The organism is Haemophilus haemolyticus, assembly GCF_003490595.1.
Lineage (GTDB): Bacteria > Pseudomonadota > Gammaproteobacteria > Enterobacterales > Pasteurellaceae > Haemophilus > Haemophilus haemolyticus_L.
The window spans coordinates 210,513-230,633 of the sequence record NZ_QQGY01000001.1; the positions used below are offsets into that span (position 1 = coordinate 210,513).

Annotated in this window: 20 protein-coding genes; 17 read left to right on the forward strand and 3 right to left on the reverse strand. The window is 39.7% G+C overall.

All coding sequences use genetic code 11. The annotated features are described in order from the left end of the window. Positions 1–2 precede the first annotated feature (2 nt). From DV415_RS01120 to DV415_RS01135, 4 genes are all read left to right on the forward strand, one after another. A complete protein-coding gene (locus DV415_RS01120; protein ID WP_005627042.1) occupies positions 3–359 on the forward strand; it encodes a diacylglycerol kinase in 357 nt (118 codons plus the stop codon). Positions 360–441: 82 nt separating this feature from the next. Continuing rightward, positions 442–1,035 (forward strand): molybdopterin adenylyltransferase, encoded by a 594-nt coding sequence (gene mog / locus DV415_RS01125; protein WP_118790524.1) that lies wholly within the window; start codon positions 442–444, stop codon positions 1,033–1,035. Position 1,036: 1 nt separating this feature from the next. Further along, on the forward strand, positions 1,037–1,375 hold the full coding sequence (glnB, locus tag DV415_RS01130; protein WP_005635169.1) for a nitrogen regulatory protein P-II: 339 nt from the start codon (positions 1,037–1,039) through the stop codon (positions 1,373–1,375). Next, positions 1,375–2,421, forward strand: coding sequence for an AI-2E family transporter (locus tag DV415_RS01135; protein WP_118790525.1), 1,047 nt, complete (start codon positions 1,375–1,377; stop codon positions 2,419–2,421). Before glnB ends, DV415_RS01135 begins: the two co-directional genes overlap by 1 nt. A gap of 39 nt (positions 2,422–2,460) precedes the next feature. On the opposite strand, the gene priA is transcribed toward DV415_RS01135, so the two are convergent. Beyond that, on the reverse strand, positions 2,461–4,653 hold the full coding sequence (gene priA / locus DV415_RS01140; protein WP_118791492.1) for a primosomal protein N': 2,193 nt from the start codon (positions 4,651–4,653) through the stop codon (positions 2,461–2,463). Positions 4,654–4,736: 83 nt separating this feature from the next. Between priA and trmB the strand changes: the two genes are divergently transcribed. The 10 genes from trmB (at position 4,737) to ftsN (ending at position 13,256) form a co-directional block, all read left to right on the forward strand. Further along, positions 4,737–5,477, forward strand: coding sequence for a tRNA (guanosine(46)-N7)-methyltransferase TrmB (gene trmB / locus DV415_RS01145; RefSeq protein ID WP_114908253.1), 741 nt, complete (start codon positions 4,737–4,739; stop codon positions 5,475–5,477). A 117-nt stretch (positions 5,478–5,594) separates the two neighbouring features. Then, positions 5,595–5,939: a YggL family protein gene (locus DV415_RS01150; RefSeq protein WP_005632159.1), complete on the forward strand. Its 345-nt coding sequence runs from the start codon at positions 5,595–5,597 to the stop codon at positions 5,937–5,939. Positions 5,940–6,153: 214 nt separating this feature from the next. Then, positions 6,154–6,684: a ferredoxin-type protein NapF gene (gene napF, locus DV415_RS01155; RefSeq protein WP_114908252.1), complete on the forward strand. Its 531-nt coding sequence runs from the start codon at positions 6,154–6,156 to the stop codon at positions 6,682–6,684. Continuing rightward, positions 6,677–6,958, forward strand: coding sequence for a chaperone NapD (locus DV415_RS01160; protein WP_065246585.1), 282 nt, complete (start codon positions 6,677–6,679; stop codon positions 6,956–6,958). The genes napF and DV415_RS01160 overlap by 8 nt, the downstream gene beginning before the upstream one ends. 35 nt (positions 6,959–6,993) lie before the next feature. Beyond that, positions 6,994–9,477 carry a nitrate reductase catalytic subunit NapA gene (napA, locus tag DV415_RS01165; protein WP_118790526.1) on the forward strand — a complete coding sequence of 828 codons (2,484 nt, stop codon included), beginning with the start codon at positions 6,994–6,996 and terminating at the stop codon, positions 9,475–9,477. A gap of 55 nt (positions 9,478–9,532) precedes the next feature. Continuing rightward, positions 9,533–10,372, forward strand: coding sequence for a ferredoxin-type protein NapG (napG, locus tag DV415_RS01170; RefSeq protein ID WP_114891535.1), 840 nt, complete (start codon positions 9,533–9,535; stop codon positions 10,370–10,372). After that, entirely contained in the window at positions 10,372–11,235 is an 864-nt protein-coding gene (napH, locus tag DV415_RS01175; protein ID WP_118781775.1) for a quinol dehydrogenase ferredoxin subunit NapH, read from the forward strand. The genes napG and napH overlap by 1 nt, the downstream gene beginning before the upstream one ends. Positions 11,236–11,240: 5 nt before the next feature. Next, complete coding sequence (locus DV415_RS01180) at positions 11,241–11,684, forward strand: nitrate reductase cytochrome c-type subunit (RefSeq protein WP_005632144.1); 444 nt, start codon at positions 11,241–11,243, stop codon at positions 11,682–11,684. A gap of 14 nt (positions 11,685–11,698) precedes the next feature. Next, positions 11,699–12,301, forward strand: coding sequence for a cytochrome c3 family protein (locus DV415_RS01185; protein ID WP_005632140.1), 603 nt, complete (start codon positions 11,699–11,701; stop codon positions 12,299–12,301). Between the two features lie 175 nt (positions 12,302–12,476). Beyond that, positions 12,477–13,256 carry a cell division protein FtsN gene (gene ftsN / locus DV415_RS01190; RefSeq protein ID WP_118781776.1) on the forward strand — a complete coding sequence of 260 codons (780 nt, stop codon included), beginning with the start codon at positions 12,477–12,479 and terminating at the stop codon, positions 13,254–13,256. Positions 13,257–13,369: 113 nt separating this feature from the next. Here the strand turns inward: ftsN and proB are convergent, their stop codons facing one another. Next, positions 13,370–14,473, reverse strand: a complete 1,104-nt coding sequence (proB, locus tag DV415_RS01195; protein WP_118794385.1) for a glutamate 5-kinase — start codon at positions 14,471–14,473, stop codon at positions 13,370–13,372. Between the two features lie 161 nt (positions 14,474–14,634). Between proB and folA the strand changes: the two genes are divergently transcribed. The 3 genes from folA to DV415_RS01210 all read left to right on the forward strand — a co-directional run bounded on the left by folA (position 14,635) and on the right by DV415_RS01210 (position 18,002). Next, entirely contained in the window at positions 14,635–15,117 is a 483-nt protein-coding gene (folA, locus tag DV415_RS01200; protein ID WP_061659655.1) for a type 3 dihydrofolate reductase, read from the forward strand. Between the two features lie 170 nt (positions 15,118–15,287). After that, a complete protein-coding gene (locus DV415_RS01205; protein ID WP_061659656.1) occupies positions 15,288–16,460 on the forward strand; it encodes an EmrA/EmrK family multidrug efflux transporter periplasmic adaptor subunit in 1,173 nt (390 codons plus the stop codon). A 9-nt stretch (positions 16,461–16,469) separates the two neighbouring features. Then, complete coding sequence (locus DV415_RS01210) at positions 16,470–18,002, forward strand: DHA2 family efflux MFS transporter permease subunit (protein WP_118790527.1); 1,533 nt, start codon at positions 16,470–16,472, stop codon at positions 18,000–18,002. A gap of 78 nt (positions 18,003–18,080) precedes the next feature. Here DV415_RS01210 and ligA read toward each other — a convergent pair whose 3' ends face one another. Then, positions 18,081–20,099 (reverse strand): NAD-dependent DNA ligase LigA, encoded by a 2,019-nt coding sequence (gene ligA / locus DV415_RS01215; protein ID WP_118790528.1) that lies wholly within the window; start codon positions 20,097–20,099, stop codon positions 18,081–18,083. Between the last annotated feature and the right edge of the window lie 22 nt (positions 20,100–20,121).

The following is a 20,121-nucleotide window of genomic DNA, read 5'->3' on the forward strand; positions in this document are numbered from 1 at the left end:
TTATGTATAAAACGACAGGGCTAACCCATTTAATCAACTCCACTAAATATTCATTACAAGGCTTAAAAAGTGCGTTTAAAAATGAAACAGCCTTTCGTCACGAATGTTTTTTAGCCTGCATTTTAATTCCTCTTGCGTTCTTTTTAGGCGAAACAAAAATTGAAATTATCTTGATGATTTCTTCTGTTTTGCTTGTGATGGCGTTAGAACTTTTAAATAGTGCGGTGGAAGCTGTCGTTGATCGCATTGGTACAGAACGCCACGAACTTTCAGGGCGTGCGAAAGATCAAGGTTCTGCATCGGTATTTATTGCCCTTTGTATTGTCGGTATCGTTTGGGGCGGAATCTTATTCTTCTAGCCCTTCCAAAGTGCGGTAAGTTTTTACCGCATTTTTGATTTATCCAATCACGTCAAAATCATTTATAAAAATAAGGAAAAATATGACCGCACTTTTAAAAATTGGTCTGGTGTCTGTTTCTGATCGCGCATCAGCAGGCGTATATCAAGATCAAGGTATCCCAGAATTACAGGCTTGGTTAGAACAAGCGTTAGTAGATCCTTTCCATTTGGAAACAAGATTAATCCCCGATGAACAACCGATTATTGAACAAACATTAAAAGAGCTGGTGGATGAAGATGGTTGCCATTTAGTGCTGACAACTGGTGGAACTGGGCCTGCAAAACGCGATGTAACGCCTGATGCTACCCTTGCGGTAGCAGATCGAGAAATGCCAGGTTTTGGCGAACAAATGCGTCAAGTGAGTTTGCATTTTGTGCCTACCGCAATTTTATCCCGCCAAGTGGGAGTGATTCGTAAGGAAAGCCTGATTTTAAATCTTCCGGGACAGCCTAAAGCAATTAAAGAAACCTTGGAAGGTGTGAAAGATAAAGAGGGAAATGTGCTTGTAAAAGGCATTTTCAGCGCGGTGCCTTATTGTTTGCAACTGATTAACGGCTTATATATTGATACCAAGCCAGAAATCATCGAAAGTTTCCGTCCTAAATCTGCAAGACGCGAAAATCTGGAGAAATAGTATGAAAAAAATCGAAGCAATGATTAAACCCTTTAAATTAGACGATGTGCGAGAAAGTCTTTCAGATATTGGTATTTCAGGTATGACAATCACGGAAGTACGCGGATTTGGTCGCCAAAAAGGTCATACAGAACTTTATCGTGGTGCGGAATATATGGTGGATTTTCTGCCGAAAGTGAAATTGGAAGTGGTAGTTCCTGATGAGCTTGTGGATCAATGTATTGAAGCTATTATTGAAACGGCACAAACAGGCAAAATCGGTGACGGCAAAATTTTTGTTTATAACGTTGAGCGAGCGATCCGCATTCGCACGGGCGAAGAAAACGAGGAGGCGATTTAGTGCAAAATAATTTAAATTTACACCGCACTTTGCGTGGCATTGCTTCGGTGATTATTATCTTAGCTGGTGTTGCATTGGCGGCAGAAATTGTAGTGCCATTCTTGCTATCGCTATTTATCGCGATAATTTGTTCACCGATGATTAAGGCGATGACGAAACGCCGAATTCCTCATTGGTTGGCCATTACTTTGCTTTTCGTCTTGATTTCTTTGGTGTTTTTCTTATTAGTCGGGCTGATTAACAGCACAGCAAGAGAATTTACCCAATCAATTCCACAATATAAAGTTTTGCTTTCACAACGCGTGAGTGATTTAACTGGATTGTTGCAAGGTTTCAATCTGCCTTTCACGCTTTCGCGTGAAACCATCCAAGAAAATTTTGACCCAAGCATCATTATGAATTTTGTGAGCCGAGTATTGTTGAATTTCTCTGGTGTGGTGAGTAATGTGTTTGTTTTGGTGTTGGTCGTGATTTTTATGCTTGCTGAAGCACCAACGATGAAACATAAATTTGCTATGGTGATTAGTTCCACCCCTCATGATGCCGCCAAAGAAGAACGCCATATTGACCGCGTTTTACAAGGCGTAATTGGTTATCTTGGCATTAAAAGTATCACGAGTTTGCTTACTGGCGTTGGTATTTTTATTTTGTTAGAGGCTTGTGGGGTTCAATATGCCATTTTGTGGGCAACCTTGAGTTTCTTGCTGAATTATATTCCGAATATTGGTTCAATCATCGCGGCTATTCCGATTATTGTTCAAGCCTTATTACTGAACGGTTTTGGAATTGGCTTTGGTGTGGCAATCGGTGTTATTGCGATCAATATGGTTGTCGGTAACATTATTGAGCCTAAAATGATGGGCCAACGATTAGGGCTTTCAACGTTAGTGGTGTTCCTTTCATTATTGTTTTGGGGATGGTTACTTGGAACAGTGGGAATGCTACTGTCTGTTCCTCTGACGATGGCATTAAAAATTGCCTTGGAGTCCAGTCCCAATACGGCAAAATATGCTTGTCTATTGGGGGATGTCGAGGATTTCAAATAGATTTTATAGAGAAAGTGCGGTGAATTTTCACCGCATTTTTTATGATAAGTCTTGCGGATCGACGTCCAAAATTAACCGCACTTGGCTGTTTTTTTCAATTTCGGCTTGTTGATATTCTCTTAATGCTTTTTGCAACGTCATTCTTGAAGGATGCTGCAATAATAACTGCCAGCGATATTGCCCTGCTTTTTTGCTGAACGGTGCAGGCATTGGGCCAAGCATTTGTAATCCCGTGATTTGCTTCGATTGAAAAAAATCTGCAACCTGGCTTAAGCAATTTTCTGCAAGCTCAGAATGGCGAGCCTGTGCTTTAAATAATGCCTGAAAAGTGAAAGGTGGCAATCCCATTGAATGGCGTAATTGTAAGGTTTCTTTTGCAAAAGCTTGGTAGCCATTCGCTAATAACGTGGTAAGCAAAGGGTGATCAGGATAATGTGTTTGTAGCACGACTTCGCCTTGTTTATCGGAACGTCCAGCTCGTCCAGCAACTTGAATATAAAGTTGAGCTAAACGTTCTTCTGCACGAAAATCCAGTGAAAATAATGCGCTATCTACATTCACTAAGGCAACGAGGGTAACATTCGGAAAATGATGTCCTTTCGCCAGCATTTGTGTGCCAATCAAAATTTGACTTTTGCCTTGTTGAATATCTTCTAAATAACCTTCCAATTTTCCTTTACGCGCAGTGCTATCGCGGTCGATTCGAGCCACAGAATAATTAGGAAATAGCATTTTCAAGGTTTCTTCTAATTGTTCTGTGCCGAGACCTGTGGTAACTAAATGGGTAGAACCACAATCGCCACATTGACGAGGAATAGTTTTCTGTGCACCGCAATGATGACAACGCAATACATTTTGATGCTGATGATAGGTATAAGGTTTTTCACAATGAGGGCATTGTGCAATCCAACCACATTCGTGACAAAGCAATATGGGCGCAAAGCCACGACGATTTAAGAAAAGCAACACTTGATTGCCTTTTTCGAGGTGAGCTTTCATCCGTTCCAATAAGGGTTTTGAAAGCCCATTTTGTATGTGTTGATTTTTCAAATCAATAACGAAATGACGAAGTGCGGTAGAATTTCCCGCTCTTTTTGATAAAACTAAATGTTGGTATTTGCCGTTTTGTACATTATTAATACTTTCTAAACTTGGCGTGGCGGAGCCCATTAATACGGCAATATTTAGTTTTTGAGCAAGTACAATCGCCAAGTCTCGCGCGTGATAACGCCAACTGTCTTGCTGTTTGTAAGACGCGTCGTGTTCTTCGTCTAAAATAATTGCACCAAGATTAGAAAATTGTGTGAACAATGCCGATCTCGTGCCAATCACAATGGCACTTTGTCCAGAACGAGCACGATCCCATACATAAAGCCGTTGTATATCGGTTAAATTAGAATGCAGCACATCAATTTCTACATTAAAACGTGCTTTAAAACGGTGCACCGTTTGAGGTGTTAGCCCGATTTCGGGTACAAGCACTAATACTTGCTTACCCGATTTTAAAATTTCTTCAATATATTGCAGATAAATTTCTGTTTTGCCTGAACCCGTCACCCCATCGAGCAGCCATACATTGAAACCAGAATGAAAACGCAATTGACTGAAAGCTAAGGCTTGCTGCTTATTTAAGGTTAAACGATTTTCAGTATTGATAATTGGGTTATCGCCTAAGCTTTGTTGCCAGCTTAGGGGTTTTGTTTGGAGAGTAATTTCCTCAATAAACCCTTTGGCTTTTAAAGCTGACCAAATCGCAGAAGAAAAATCATTATTGCCTTTTTCAAGATCAGTTTCAGATAAGCATTGTAGGGCTTCAGCTTGCTTTTTCGAGCGTTTTAATTCGCCTTGTTCAAGGGCATTTTTTCCTGCATCTGTAATTCGCCAAAAAGTGCGGTCATTTTTTACCGCACTTTCGCCGTTACGTAATTTCACAGGCAAGGCTTGAAATAACACATCGCCTAATCCCGCTTGATAATAATTTGCTGCCCAATGAAGCCAATCCCAATAAATTGGGGTGAAGAGCGGTGCTAAATCTAATGGTTGAAGAATGGTTTTGAGCTTATCTTCTGGCACGTCTGATTTTGTCGGGAAATCAGCCACAATGGCGACGCGTTTTTGCGTACCAAAAGGCACAAGAACACGTGTGCCGATTTGTAATGAAACATCATCGGGGAAGAGATAATCAAATAAACGAGGAAGCGGCACAGCCAGTGCCACTCGGACAATTTTCATAATCAACCTTGGGAAAAAATTTGCCCTATTATACGAGAAAAATTGGTATAATCGCCGCCAATTTTTTTACGAACAAGATTTTTATGACACAAACTTTTGCTGATCAAAAACGTAAAACCGTTGAAACCGCAGAATTTACCGAAGATGGCCGCTATAAACGCAAAGTCCGTAGTTTTGTGCTCCGCACTGGTCGTTTGAGCGAATTTCAGAAAAACATGATGAATGATAACTGGGGAACACTGGGTTTAGATTATCAAACGGAAACTTTTGATTTTGCGAAGATTTATGGTAACGATAATCCAGTTGTATTAGAAATTGGCTTTGGAATGGGGAAGTCGCTCGTGGATATGGCTTTTGCTAATCCCGACAAAAATTACCTGGGCATTGAAGTTCATACTCCTGGCGTTGGTGCTTGTATTGCTTATGCAGTGGAAAAAGGCGTAACGAATTTACGCGTGATTTGTCATGATGCCACGGAAATTTTACGTGACAGTATTGCTGATGATGCGCTTGGCGGTTTGCAATTATTTTTCCCCGATCCTTGGCATAAAGCAAAACATCATAAACGCCGTATTGTTCAACCGCACTTTGTGACACAAGTTGTACAAAAATTAGGTGAAAATGGTTTTATCCATATGGCAACAGACTGGGAAAATTATGCTGAGCAAATGCTAGAAGTATTAAGCGCAAACACCGATTTAGTGAATACCTCGAAAAATGGCGATTATATTCCAAGACCAGATTTTAGACCTTTAACTAAATTTGAAGCCAGAGGTCACAGACTTGGACACGGTGTTTGGGATTTATATTTTGTGAAGAAATAAGCCTATTTTGGGCAAATTAACTTTTGGGTGAAGATTGATGTTGGGGAAATCCGATGCCAAATTCACGAATTTAATATAGAATACGCGTTTAAATATAACCTTAATAGGAGAAATACCATGTCTAAATCTTACAATCAACGCCAACGCAAAAAACTTCACCTTGCTGAATTCCAAGAACTTGGTTTTCTTGTAAATTTCCAATTTGCAGAAGGTACTGCGATTGAAACAGTAGATGAAATTGTTGATCGTTTTATTAACGAAGTGATTCAACCAAATGGTTTAGCTTATGAAGGTAGCGGGTATTTACATTGGGAAGGTTTAGTTTGCCTAGAAAAAATTGGTAAATGTGATGAAAGCCATCGTGAAACTGTGAAAAAATGGTTAGAAACCAATGGTTTGCAACAAATTGAAGTAAGTGAATTATTTGATATTTGGTGGGAATATCCAGCAAAAGCAGAGTAATTTGATTTAAAAACAGCATGGCATAAATTGCTGTGCTGTTTTATTAAAAATATTAGCGAAATTCACCGCACTTTAGATTTTTTGATCTATCACAAATAAAGCTCAATAATTTAACGATCTACCCATTTTGGGTGGTTCATATTGTAACTGTTGCGTCGCATAATTCTAGGCCTTAAAAAAGCATTTGTTTATTTATTCACAAAAGGCACGCTCGATGACCGTTGAAAACTTACCCCGCAGACAGTTTTTACGAGGTAAATTCTTAACGTCTTTACATTCAGAAAATGAGCAAAAACAAGGCTTTGATGGAGTTCGCCCACCTTGGGCTGTAGAAAATTCTATTTTTGTGGAGCAATGTACGCGCTGTGGCGATTGTCTTTCTGTTTGTGAAACCAATATTTTGGTGAAAGGCGATGGAGGCTTTCCTGAAGTTCGTTTTGATAATGGCGAATGTACTTTTTGTGGAAAATGTGTAGATGTGTGTAAACAACCTATTTTTCATTCTCGCGATGAAAAGCCGTGGTTACACAAAATCGAAATTGGCATGGCTTGTTTAAGCCAACATCGCATTGAGTGTCGTTCTTGCCAAGACAGTTGCTCGATGAGAGCAATTAGTTTTCATCTGCAAATGGGTGGAGTGGCACAGCCTTTAGTGAATACGGATGTTTGTAACGGCTGTGGGGCTTGTTTACAGGGGTGTCCGGTGAATGCGATTAAAATTAGTTATCTAAAACAAAATGAGTAATACAAATTTATCTCCGGAAAGTGCAAAAGATTGGCATGTTGTTGGGCTAATTGTTCAAGGTAATCCGGAAAAATTTGCGGCAATTCGAACCGCACTTTTAGCGATTGAGCACACTGAAATTCCAACTTTTGATGAAAAATTTGGAAAGATGGTCGTAGTGATGCAATCGCATGATCAACATATCTTGCTTGAAAAGATGGAAAGCGTGAAAGACATTGATGGTGTTATTAATGTGTCATTGGTGTATCACGAGCAAGACGAGCAGAAGAAATAAATTTAAAATCAAACGTTTAACGTGGGGGAAACGCGATGAGTTTAAGTCGTCGAGACTTTATGAAAGCCAACGCAGCTGTAGCTGCGGCAACGGCTGCGGGGCTAACCATCCCAGTCAAAAATGTGGTTGCGGCTGAATCCGAAATTAAATGGGATAAAGCAGTATGTCGTTTCTGTGGTACCGGTTGTGCAGTATTAGTTGGTACTAAAGATGGACGTGTTGTTGCATCTCAAGGTGATCCAGATGCAGAAGTAAACCGTGGTTTAAACTGTATTAAAGGTTACTTCTTACCGAAAATTATGTACGGTAAAGACCGTGTAACTCAGCCACTTTTACGTATGACAAACGGAAAATTTGATAAGAACGGCGATTTTACGCCTGTTTCTTGGGATTTTGCGTTCAAAACAATGGCTGAAAAATTCAAAGAAGCTTTCAAAAAGAACGGTCAAAATGCAGTAGGTATGTTCAGTTCTGGTCAGTCTACCATTTGGGAAGGCTACGCGAAGAACAAACTTTGGAAAGCTGGTTTCCGTTCTAACAACGTAGACCCGAATGCACGTCACTGTATGGCATCGGCTGCAGTTGCGTTTATGCGTACCTTCGGTATGGATGAACCTATGGGTTGTTATAACGACATTGAAAATGCAGATGCTTTCGTTCTTTGGGGCTCAAATATGGCGGAAATGCACCCAATTTTGTGGTCTCGTATTACTGATCGCCGTATTTCTAATCCTGATGTTCGTGTAACTGTACTTTCTACTTACGAGCATCGTAGTTTCGAACTTGCTGATCACGGTTTGGTATTTACACCACAAACCGATTTGGCGATCATGAACTATATTATCAATTATTTAATTCAGAACAATGCTGTAAACCACGATTTTGTGAACAAACACACTAAATTCAAACGTGGTGAAACCAATATTGGTTACGGTTTACGTCCTGAAAATCCATTAGAAAAAGATACTAACCGTAAAACTGCGGGCAAAATGTATGATTCTTCTTTCGAAGAATTAAAACAAATTGTGTCTGAATACACACTTGAAAAAGTATCTGAAATGTCAGGTGTGGATAAAACTCAGCTTGAAACCTTAGCAAAACTTTATGCTGATCCAAGCAAAAAAGTGGTATCTTTCTGGACAATGGGCTTCAACCAACACACTCGTGGTGTGTGGGCAAACCAACTAATTTATAATATCCACTTATTAACTGGGAAAATCTCACTTCCAGGTTGTGGACCATTCTCATTAACAGGTCAACCTTCTGCTTGTGGTACAGCGCGTGAAGTAGGTTCATTCCCTCACCGTTTACCAGCAGACTTAGTGGTAACTAATCCTAAACACCGTGAAACAGCGGAACGTATTTGGAAATTACCAAAAGGTACGGTTTCTGAAAAAGTTGGTTTGGACACAATTGCACAAGACCGTGCAATGAACGATGGCAAAATGAATGTGCTATGGCAAATGTGTAACAACAATATGCAAGCTGGTCCAAACATTAATCAAGATCGTTTACCAGGCTGGCGTAAAGAAGGCAACTTCGTTGTTGTATCTGATCCTTACCCAACTGTATCCGCACTTTCTGCTGACTTAATTCTTCCAACTGCAATGTGGGTAGAAAAAGAGGGTGCTTACGGTAATGCAGAACGTCGTACCCAATTCTGGCGTCAACAAGTAAAAGCACCAGGTGAAGCAAAATCAGACTTATGGCAATTAATGGAGTTTGCAAAATACTTCACAACTGATGAAATGTGGACAGAAGAATTACTTGCTCAAATGCCTGAATATAGAGGTAAAACTTTATATGATGTGCTCTTCAAAAATGGTCAAGTAGATAAATTCCCATTAAGCGAACTTGCTGAAGGTCAATTAAACGACGAATCAGAACACTTTGGTTATTATGTACACAAAGGTTTATTCGAAGAATATGCTGAATTTGGTCGCGGTCATGGTCATGACTTGGCTCCGTTTGAAATGTATCACAAAGCGCGTGGTTTACGCTGGCCGGTTGTAGAAGGTAAAGAAACCTTATGGCGTTACCGTGAAGGCTACGATCCGTACGTTAAAGAAGGTGAAGGTGTGGCATTCTACGGTTATCCAGACAAGAAAGCGATTATTCTTGCGGTACCTTATGAGCCTGCAGCTGAGTCTCCAGATAAAGAATATGATTTATGGTTATCTACCGGTCGTGTTTTAGAGCATTGGCATACAGGTACTATGACTCGTCGTGTGCCTGAATTACACCGTGCAATGCCGAATAACCTTGTTTGGATGCACCCATTAGATGCTGAAGCTCGTGGTTTACGCCATGGCGATAAAATTAAGATTTCATCTCGTCGAGGAGAAATGATTTCTTATTTAGATACTCGCGGACGTAATAAACCACCTCGTGGCTTAGTATTTACCACTTTCTTTGATGCAGGTCAGCTTGCAAATAGCTTAACGCTAGATGCGACAGACCCAATTTCAAAAGAAACCGACTTCAAAAAATGTGCGGTAAAAGTGGAAAAGGCTGCGTAAAAACCATGTAAAAATCAACCGCACTTTATTTTCCTCCTATCAATAACATAGGAAGATGAAAGTGCGGTTAAAATCTAAAAAGAAAATGAAGAAGCCCGCTCTCAATCCTGAACGTAGAAAATTTCTTAAAGAAGCAACCCGTACTGCGGGTGGTTTAGCTGGCGTTGGGATTTTGTTGGGATTGCAGCAAAATCAAAGTCTTGCGCGCGAAGGTGTGCCATTACGTCCGCCGTTTGCTTTGCAAGATGCGAAAGCGTTTTCTGCCGCTTGTATTCGTTGTGGGCAATGTGTTCAAGCCTGCCCTTACGATATGCTGCATTTAGCATCTTTATTATCGCCAGTAGAAGCGGGAACACCGTATTTTATTGCGCGTGATAAACCTTGTGAAATGTGTCCGGATATTCCTTGTGCTCATGCTTGTCCAACAGGCGCACTTGATCGCAATGCGACAGATATTAATGAGTCGCGTATGGGGCTGTCAGTACTGTTAGACCATGAAACGTGTTTGAACTGGCAAGGGTTACGTTGCGATGTTTGTTATCGGGTTTGTCCATTAATCGATAAAGCGATTACATTGGAAAAACAACATAATCAACGTTCTGATAAGCATGCGTTATTTATTCCAACAGTACATTCTGATGCCTGTACCGGATGTGGGAAATGTGAGCAAGCTTGTGTGTTAGAAGAAGCTGCGATTAAGGTTTTACCAATGGATCTTGCAAAAGGTATGTTAGGTAAACATTATCGTTTAGGCTGGGAAGAAAAAGCGAAAGCTGGCCATTCTCTTGCGCCTAAAGATATGATTTCATTGCCTACTCGAACGCCAGAAGGAACAACTGTAATTCCTGAACCGGCAGAACCCGTGCTTGCACCTATTTTAGGGAGTGGCAAATAATGGCAAATACACCAAAATTTGCAGGTAGAGAGTCGCGAGAAAAATGGGGTTGGTGGTACGCAAACCGCTTTTTGTTTTGGCGTCGATTAAGCCAACTTAGCATTCTTGCGATGTTTTTAAGCGGTCCTTATTTTGGCGTGTGGATTTTAAAAGGCAATTATAGTGGAAGCTTATTGCTCGATACTGTTCCATTAAGCGACCCTTTAATTACAGCAGAAAGCTTGGCTGCAAGACATTTACCTGATGCTCTCACCTTGATTGGAGCAGCAATTATTGTGTTATTTTACTCAGTGCTTGGTAGTAAAGTATTTTGTGGTTGGGTATGTCCACTAAATGTTGTGACTGACTGTGCTGCGTGGCTACGCCGTAAGTTAGGCATTCGCCAAACGGCAAAAATTTCGCGCGGTTTACGTTATGGTATTCTTGCGCTTATTTTATTAGGCAGTTGCGTAAGCGGAATGTTGCTTTGGGAGTGGGTTAATCCAGTGGCTGCACTTGGCCGTGCCTTTATATTTGGTTTTGGTGCAACAGGTTGGCTATTACTTGTTATTTTTCTTTTTGATTTATTGATTGCAGAACATGGTTGGTGTGGACATCTTTGCCCGATTGGCGCTGCTTATGGTGTGATTGGTGCAAAAAGTTTAATCCGTATCAAAGTGATTGATCGTGCAAAATGCGATAATTGTATGGATTGTTACAATGTTTGTCCCGAAGCCCAAGTGTTACGTTCACCTTTACATGGAAAAAAAGACGAAAGCCTACTTGTGCTTTCCAAAGATTGCATCAGCTGCGGACGTTGTATTGACGTTTGCGCTGAAAAAGTTTTTAAATTTTCGACCAGATTCGATCATTCAGGGGAGTGATTAATATGACTAAACAGGTATCTAAAATTTTAGCGGGATTATTTACCGCACTTTTTGCTGGCTCACTGATGGCATCTGATGCACCAGCAGTGGGAAAAGATTTAACTCAAGCGGCAGAAAATATTGCACCGGCATTTCACAATGCGCCACGCCAAAGTGAATTACCAGCATTAAACTATGTAAACCAACCTCCAATGGTTCCACATAGTGTTGCAAATTATCAAGTGACAAAAAATGCGAACCAATGTTTAAATTGCCACAGTCCAGAAAATTCTCGTTTGAGTGGTGCAACCCGAATCAGCCCAACTCACTTTATGGATCGTGATGGTAAAGTGGGTTCAAGCTCATCACCACGTCGTTATTTCTGTTTACAATGTCACGTTTCTCAATCAAACGTAGATCCGATTGTTCCAAATGATTTCAAACCGATGAAAGGTTACGGAAACTAATTTAAGAGGTCTATATGTCTGAGAAAAAACCAAATATCTTAAAGCGTTTCTGGCAATGGTTTAGAAAACCAAGCCGTATGGCGATAGGTACAATTATTATCTTATCAGCTATTGGCGGTATTCTTTCTTGGGTTGGTTTTAACTATGGTCTAGAGAAAACTAACACTGAGCAGTTCTGTGCGAGTTGTCATACTCAAGATGCTTATCCAGAATATTTGCATAGCGTGCATTATCAAACTCGTACAGGTGTAGGCGCAAGTTGTCCAGATTGCCATGTGCCACATGAATTTGGCGCAAAAATGAAACGTAAAATTGTTGCAGCGAAAGAAGTATTTGCTCACTATACTGGGAAAGTGGATACCTTAGAAAAATTCAATGCACATCGTTTAGAAATGGCTGAAAACGAATGGGCTCGTATGAAAGCTAACGATTCTAAAGAATGCCGTAACTGTCATAAAGTAGATCGTATGAACTTCAACGATCAACGTTCTGTGGCAGCACGTATGCATGAAAAAATGAAGACTGAAGGTAAAACTTGTATTGACTGTCACAAAGGTATTGCACACCAATTACCTGATATGAGTGGCGTTGAGTCAGGATTCAAAGACGAGAAATAATTTTCTCAAAATATTGTGAAAAAATACCGCACTTAGCTAATAAGTGCGGTATTTTTATTTTGTGTTTATACACAATAATCTATTGATGTTAGTCTTTATTTAAAGCCTATTTTTCAGTAAACTTAATGAGTTTTGTTGAATTATTAAAATATCACTTCAAATTTAGGAATTTATTGTGGCTCATCGAGATTTTGCCGCACGTCGCGGTTCAAATAATAAGAAAAAAACAAAAAAGAATAAGAATATTCTGATCATCCTCGCTTTAGTCATTGTGTTGGCTTTTGGCACAGGACTTTATTTGTTGAAAAATAAAAATAGCGAAGCTGTAGTGCAACAGGCTGCGACACAACAAGAAAAAACGCAACCTAAAAGTGTCTTACCTAATCGGCCAGAGGAAGTTTGGAGTTATATCAAAGCGTTAGAAACGCGAACTGTTCCTGTTGATAATAAACCTGCGAGCGTAGAGCAAAATATGCGCTTAACAGAAGAACAACGCCAAGTCCTCGTGCAAATGGAAAAAGAACAACAAGCAGCAGAAGAGGCGCGTAAATTAGCGGAGCAACAACGATCGGAAGAAGCAGCTAAAGCTCAAGTGACACAAAAAGTAGAGCAGGAGAAAAAGCCTGAAGTGTTAAAAATAGAAACAGTGAAACCTGAATCTACACAAAAACAAGAACAGCCTAAAATTGATACTGCTAAAAAAGTTGAGCAACCTAAAACAGCAGATAATCCGAATGGTGGTAAAAAATTTGGTTTGCAATGTGGTGCTTTCAAAAATCGAGCACAAGCTGAAAATATGCAAGGTCGTTTAGCAATGACTGGTTTAAATGCACAAGTACAAGTGAATGGTGAATGGAACCGTGTTCGTGTTGGTGGATTTGCTAGTCGAGATGCCGCAGTGCAAGCGCAAAGTAAAGCCAAAAGTGTGGCAGATTGTGTTGTGATTGGCATGTGATGCTAATCTAACATTGTTGAGTTATCTTGATACATTAGATCTCTATCATTGAAATAAAAAAATCCCTACTAAAAGTGCGGTGCAATTAGTTGGGATTTTTTCATTAAGGGTTATTACAAAATAATCATATCATCACGATGCATTGCGACTGCACCGTATTCATAGCCTAAAACATTCTCAATGTCTGCTGATTTTCGGCCCTTAATTAATTGTAGGGCATCGCTGTTATAGCGTGGCATACCTAGCGCAATGTCTTTACCCGATTGAGTGCGTATTTTGACTACTTCACCACGCGAAAAAAGCCCTTCTACGTTAATAATGCCAGCGGGTAATAAGGATTTATTTTGTTCAAGAATAGCGTTTTTAGCCCCTTCATCAACAGTGATGATGCCTGCAGATGGCGCGGCGAAAAGCCATTGTTTGCGACTTTCTAACCGATCAGATTGGTGTGCAATAAATTTTGTACCAATATTTTGTTCATAAGCAAGATCTGCGATCACATTTGGGCGATTACCTGGGGCAATAATTGTTTCAATTCCAGAGCGAGTGGCAACATCGGCTGCAATGATTTTAGTCATCATTCCTCCAGTGCCAAGATTAGTGCCACTTCCACCTGCGATTGAGCGAATATGATCAGTGATTTGTTCTACAACTGGAATTAATTTTGCTTCAGGATTTTTACGCGGATCACTATCAAATAAACCTTGTTGATCAGTCAATAAATAAAGTTGTTCTGCTTGAACAAGAATTGCGACTAATGCAGATAAATTGTCATTATCGCCAACTTTAATTTCTGCGGTCGCCACCGCATCATTTTCATTAATCACAGGAATAATGTGGTTATCTAAAAGTGCGTGTAAAGTATCTCGCGCATTTAAAAAACGTTCGCGATCTTCAATATCGGCACGAGTTAATAAAAGTTGTCCGATATGAATATCATAAATAGCAAATAATTTTTCCCAAGCCTGAATTAATTGGCTTTGACCAACCGCTGCAAGTAGTTGCTTTGAGGCAATTGTGGGGGGTAATTGAGGATGATTCAGATAATGGCGACCCGCTGCAATAGCGCCAGAAGTAACGATCACTATACGAAATCCATCATTATGCAGTTTTGCAATTTGACGAACGATTTCCATCATGTGCGGTGAATTCAGTTTTGGTGAACCCTGTGTTAGGGTACTTGTACCAAATTTCACTACGATTGTTTTTTTGTTCATAGTCGTTTCCAAAGTTCTTAAAATCGGCATTAACGTTATCACTAAATCAATGAAAAATCACCTAATATCAGGTATAGTAACGTCAAATTTTAGGGGGGATTTATGACATTGAAAAATCACCTAATATCAGGTATAGTAACGTCAAATTTTAGGGGGGATTTATGACATTTAGTTTAATTGTGGCGACGACATTAAATAGCGTGATTGGTAAAGATAACCAAATGCCTTGGCACTTGCCCGCAGATTTAGCATGGTTTCGTCAGAACACTACTGGCAAACCGGTCATCATGGGGCGTAAAACGTTTGAAAGTATTGGTCGTCCGCTACCTAAACGGACGAATATCGTACTTTCTCGTCAGCCTTTTGAACACGAAGGTGTGGTATGGAAAGATAGCCTTGAAAGAGCGGTCGATTTTGTCAGAGATTTTGATGAAATTATGTTGATTGGTGGGGGAGAGTTATTCAAACAATATTTGCCACAAGCAGATAAGTTATATTTTACTCAAATTCAGGCAGAACTAGATGGTGATACTTTTTTCCCTCAATTGAATTGGGATGAGTGGAAAATTGAATTTGATGAATATCGTGAGGCGGATGAACAAAATCGCTATGATTGTCGATCTTTGATTCTTACACGAAAATAAATCAAATTAATGAGACCATATCTTTAGAACATTCATTAATCTAGAAAATAAAGAGATGATGATTTTCCCTTGAGTTCCCCTTTTTAAAGTTTCATAATGACCTTTCATTTTATTTTTGATAGTTTTAAATATCCCATTTTTAAACATTATCCCAAATCAGGGAAGGCATTATGACGCAAACTGCAACTGAAACCCAATCAACTAAATCTGTATCAAATAAAACTAACCGTAAAAAAGGCTTAAGCATTTTTATTCTTGTCCTGCTTATTATTGGTATTGCTTGTGCTTTGTATTGGTTTTTCTTCTTGAAGGATTTTGAAGAAACAGAAGATGCTTATGTGGGCGGAAATCAAGTAATGGTGTCATCACAAGTTGCGGGTAATGTAGCGAAGATTAATGCTGACAATATGGATAAAGTCCATGCAGGTGACATTCTAGTTGAATTGGATGATACGAATGCAAAACTTAGTTTCGAACAGGCAAAAAGCAATCTCGCCAATGCTGTACGTCAGGTAGAACAACTCGGTTTTACTGTGCAGCAATTGCAATCAGCTGTGCACGCCAATGAAATTTCTTTAGCTCAAGCACAAGGCAATTTGGCGCGCCGAGTTCAACTTGAAAAAATGGGCGCGATTGATAAAGAATCTTTCCAACATGCAAAAGAAGCCGTTGAGCTTTCCAAAGCAAATTTAAATTCCTCTAGAAACCAATTAGCTGCTAATCAGGCTTTATTGAGTAACGTTCCATTACGTCAACAACCGCAAATACAGAATGCAATGAGTTCGCTCAAACAGGCTTGGTTGAATTTACAACGTACAAAAATTAGAAGCCCAATTGATGGCTATGTGGCGCGTCGTAATGCTCAAGTTGGGCAAGCCGTTTCAGTGGGAGGCGCATTAATGGCGGTGGTATCTAATGAGGAAATGTGGTTAGAAGCTAACTTCAAAGAAACCCAATTAACGAATATGCGCATTGGCCAGCCAGTGAAAATTCATTTTGATTTATACGGTAAAAATAAAGAATTTGATGGCGTGATAAATGGTATTGAAATGGGGACTGGTAATGCGTTTTCTCTCTTACCTTCACAAAATGCTACTGGTAACTGGATTAAAGTGGTGCAACGTGTACCTGTGCGAATTAAATTAGATCCACAACAATTTGCCGAAACGCCATTGAGAATTGGTCTTTCTGCAACGGCAAAAGTAAGAATTTCCGATTCATCTGGTCCAATGTTGCGAGAAAAAACAGAACCGAAAACGTTATTTTCTACTGATACACTTAAATATGATGAAAGTGCGGTAGAAGATTTAATTGAATCTATCATTCAGCAAAACAGCCATTAAGGCGACGTTATGGAAAATTCCGCAAAAAAATTCCCTCCTATTCAAGGTGGCGCCCTGATTTTATTGACGCTGGCTTTATCTCTCGCCACCTTTATGCAGGTATTAGATTCTACGATTGCAAATGTGGCGATTCCTACTATAGCGGGCGATCTTGGCGCCTCTTTTAGTCAAGGTACGTGGGTAATTACTTCTTTTGGTGTGGCAAATGCGATTTCTATTCCAATAACAGGTTGGTTAGCAAAACGTTTTGGTGAAGTGCGGTTATTTTTAGTCTCAACTTTTTTATTTGTTGTTTCTTCTTGGCTTTGTGGGATTGCAGATAGTCTTGAAGCATTAATTATTTTTCGAGTCATTCAAGGTGCTGTCGCAGGCCCAGTGATCCCTCTTTCGCAAAGTTTATTATTGAATAATTATCCACCAGAAAAACGCGGAATGGCATTGGCGTTTTGGTCAATGACTATTGTGGTTGCGCCTATTTTTGGCCCAATTTTAGGCGGATGGATTAGTGATAATATCCACTGGGGATGGATTTTCTTTATCAATGTTCCGATTGGTTTATTAGTTGTGCTAATCAGCTGGAAGATTTTGGGTAGCCGAGAAAGTGAAATTGTTCATCAACCTATTGATAAAGTCGGTTTAGTTTTACTTGTCTTAGGCGTGGGATGTTTGCAATTAATGCTTGATCAGGGCCGTGAGCAAGATTGGTTTAATTCTAATGAAATCATTATATTAGCCGTTATCGCTGTCGTTTGTCTGATTGCCTTGGTTATTTGGGAATTGACGGATGACAATCCTGTAGTGGATATTTCGCTTTTTCGCTCACGTAATTTTAGCGTAGGGTGTTTATGTACTAGTTTAGCCTTTTTGATTTATTTAGGTTCTGTGGTATTAATTCCGCTCTTGCTACAACAAGTCTTCCATTACACCGCGACGTGGGCAGGGCTTGCTGCTTCCCCAGTTGGATTATTCCCAATTTTGCTTTCACCGATTATTGGGCGTTTCGGTTATAAGATCGATATGCGAATTTTAGTGACGATAAGCTTTATTGTATATGCAATAACATTTTATTGGCGAGCGGTGACTTTCGAGCCATCAATGGCTTTTGCTGATGTGGCTTTACCACAATTAGTACAAGGTTTAGCGGTAGCCTGTTTCTTTATGCCACTTACCACAATAACGTTATCTGGTTTGCCTGCGCATAGAATGGCTTCTGCGTCTAGCTTATTTAACTTCTTGAGAACTTTAGCGGGTTCTGTAGGAACATCTTTAACCACATTTATGTGGTATAACCGTGAAGCTGTTCATCATACTCAATTAACAGAACACATTAATCCTTATAACCCAATTTCCCAAAGTTTTTACCATCAAATGAATCAATTTGGTTTAAGTGATACCCAAACTTCAGCTTATCTCGCTCAACAAATAACATCGCAAGGATTTATTATTGGCGCAAATGAAATATTTTGGCTATCAGCTATGGGATTCTTAGGATTGTTTATTGTGATTTGGTTTGCAAAACCACCTTTTGGAGGCAGACATTAGTAGCGTATTTCAGATATAAAAGAGCGGTCAAAAATACGATAATTTTTGGCCGCTCTTGTTTATATGATTTTTATTCAACTAATTTAAAATATTAAGCTGCTCTAAAAATTCTTCTTCTGTTAATACTGTAATATTTAGTTCTTGTGCTTTTGCGAGTTTAGAGCCAGCTGCGTCACCTGCGATGACAAAGTCCGTTTTGCTGGAAACTGAGCCACTTACTTTTGCGCCTAGCTGTTGTAGTAATGTTTTTGCTTCGTTGCGACCCATTTGTGTGAGAGTGCCGGTGAGGACGACGGTTTTATCTTTGAATAAGTTTTCACTTGCTTCTTTTACTTCCACGGTTTCCCAATGTACGCCTTGTGCGATTAAATCATCAACGACGGCAACATTATGCGCTTCACGCCAGAATACAAAAATTCTGTTTGCTACAACTTCACCTACATCAGGCACTTGTTGAAGTTCTTCAAGATCAGCGGCTTTAAGCGCATCTAAGGTTTTGAAGTGATTGGCAAGATTTAATGCAGTGGTTTCACCCACTTCACGTATGCCTAAAGCAAAAATAAAGCGAGCAAGAGTCGTGCTTTTGGCTTTATCAAGACTATTGAGCGCATTTTCTGCAGATTTTGCACCCATTCTTTCTAAACGTGTGAGCGTAGTTAAATCAAGTTTAAATAAGTCCGCTGGTGTATGAACCAGTTCGCGATCTACTAATTGCTCTATTAATTTTCCGCCTACACCATCAATATCCATGGCTTTACGAGAGACGAAATGTTTTAATGCCTCTTTACGTTGTGCGGCACAGAATAATCCTCCCGTACAGCGAGCCACCGCTTCGCCTTCAATACGAATAATTTGAGAGTCACACACAGGGCAATTTGTTGGGAAAATAATTGGTTTTGCATTATCAGGGCGACGTTCATGTAATACGCCGATAATTTGTGGAATTACATCGCCTGCTCGGCGAATGACAACAGTATCGCCAATAGCAATATTTAAGCGTTCAATTTCATCACCATTGTGTAAGGTGGCATTACTTACTGTAACACCTGCAACAAACACTGGTTCTAATTTAGCGACTGGTGTGATTGCACCCGTTCGGCCAACTTGGAATTCAACATCATTCAGCACCGTTAATTCTTCTTGAGCTGGGAACTTATAAGCAATTGCCCAACGAGGTGCTTTAGAAATAAATCCTAACTCATTTTGTAAGGCTATATCATTGATTTTTAATACTGTCCCATCAATGTCATAACCCAGCGAGCTTCGTTTATTCTGAATATCTCGGTAAAAATCTAAAACTTCATTTGTGCCATTACATAAACGAATTTCTGGATTCACAGGAATACCGATAGATTTTAGCCATTGCAAACGAGCATAATGAGTACTTGGCAGTTCAACGCCTTCAGCGATCCCAATACCATAAGCATTTAATACTAATGGGCGTTTACTTGTAATATTAGGATCAAGTTGACGCAAAGATCCTGCTGCCGCATTACGAGGGTTAGCAAAAGTTTTTTCACCATGTTCTAGTGCATATTCATTTAAACGCTCAAATCCCGCGTGTGGCATAAAAACTTCGCCTCGCACTTCTAAACGTGCTGGAGGATTGTCCGTTAGAAGTTGTAATGGAATATTACGAATAGTACGGATATTGGCTGTAATATCTTCGCCTGTGGTGCCATCACCACGAGTGGCAGCTTGGGTGAGAATGCCATTTACATACAAAATACTCACTGCCAAACCATCAAGTTTAGGTTCACAACAGAAGGTAAGTGCTTTAGGTAATACGATTAAACGATCTTCAATGCGTTTTACAAAGGCATTGAATTCTTCATCGGAAAAAGCATTATCCAAAGAGAGCATGGGAATTTCATGGCGAATTTGGCTAAACCCAGAAAGTGGTTTTGCCCCAACTCGTTGAGTTGGTGAATCTGAAGTAAGAAATTCAGGATGTTCTAGTTCTAATGCTTTTAGCTGATGAAATAGACGATCATATTCGCTATCAGGCACTGTGGGATTATCTAGAACGTGATATTCGTATTCATATTGGCGTAAGGTTTTGCGTAGATTATCTATTTGAGTTTGAATATTTGTCATAAAATTCTCGGGAAAAAATAAC

Bases quoted from the DNA above. Each gene is read 5' to 3' on its own strand.
- DV415_RS01120 (WP_005627042.1), top strand. From the start codon at position 3: ATGTATAAAACGACAGGGCTAACCCATTTAATCAACTCCACTAAATAT.
- mog (WP_118790524.1), top strand. From the start codon at position 442: ATGACCGCACTTTTAAAAATTGGTCTGGTGTCTGTTTCTGATCGCGCA.
- glnB (WP_005635169.1), top strand. From the start codon at position 1,037: ATGAAAAAAATCGAAGCAATGATTAAACCCTTTAAATTAGACGATGTG.
- priA (WP_118791492.1), bottom strand. From the start codon at position 4,653: ATGAAAATTGTCCGAGTGGCACTGGCTGTGCCGCTTCCTCGTTTATTT.
- trmB (WP_114908253.1), top strand. From the start codon at position 4,737: ATGACACAAACTTTTGCTGATCAAAAACGTAAAACCGTTGAAACCGCA.
- DV415_RS01150 (WP_005632159.1), top strand. From the start codon at position 5,595: ATGTCTAAATCTTACAATCAACGCCAACGCAAAAAACTTCACCTTGCT.
- napF (WP_114908252.1), top strand. From the start codon at position 6,154: ATGACCGTTGAAAACTTACCCCGCAGACAGTTTTTACGAGGTAAATTC.
- DV415_RS01160 (WP_065246585.1), top strand. From the start codon at position 6,677: ATGAGTAATACAAATTTATCTCCGGAAAGTGCAAAAGATTGGCATGTT.
- napA (WP_118790526.1), top strand. From the start codon at position 6,994: ATGAGTTTAAGTCGTCGAGACTTTATGAAAGCCAACGCAGCTGTAGCT.
- napG (WP_114891535.1), top strand. From the start codon at position 9,533: ATGAAAGTGCGGTTAAAATCTAAAAAGAAAATGAAGAAGCCCGCTCTC.
- napH (WP_118781775.1), top strand. From the start codon at position 10,372: ATGGCAAATACACCAAAATTTGCAGGTAGAGAGTCGCGAGAAAAATGG.
- DV415_RS01180 (WP_005632144.1), top strand. From the start codon at position 11,241: ATGACTAAACAGGTATCTAAAATTTTAGCGGGATTATTTACCGCACTT.
- DV415_RS01185 (WP_005632140.1), top strand. From the start codon at position 11,699: ATGTCTGAGAAAAAACCAAATATCTTAAAGCGTTTCTGGCAATGGTTT.
- proB (WP_118794385.1), bottom strand. From the start codon at position 14,473: ATGAACAAAAAAACAATCGTAGTGAAATTTGGTACAAGTACCCTAACA.
- folA (WP_061659655.1), top strand. From the start codon at position 14,635: ATGACATTTAGTTTAATTGTGGCGACGACATTAAATAGCGTGATTGGT.
- DV415_RS01205 (WP_061659656.1), top strand. From the start codon at position 15,288: ATGACGCAAACTGCAACTGAAACCCAATCAACTAAATCTGTATCAAAT.
- DV415_RS01210 (WP_118790527.1), top strand. From the start codon at position 16,470: ATGGAAAATTCCGCAAAAAAATTCCCTCCTATTCAAGGTGGCGCCCTG.
- ligA (WP_118790528.1), bottom strand. From the start codon at position 20,099: ATGACAAATATTCAAACTCAAATAGATAATCTACGCAAAACCTTACGC.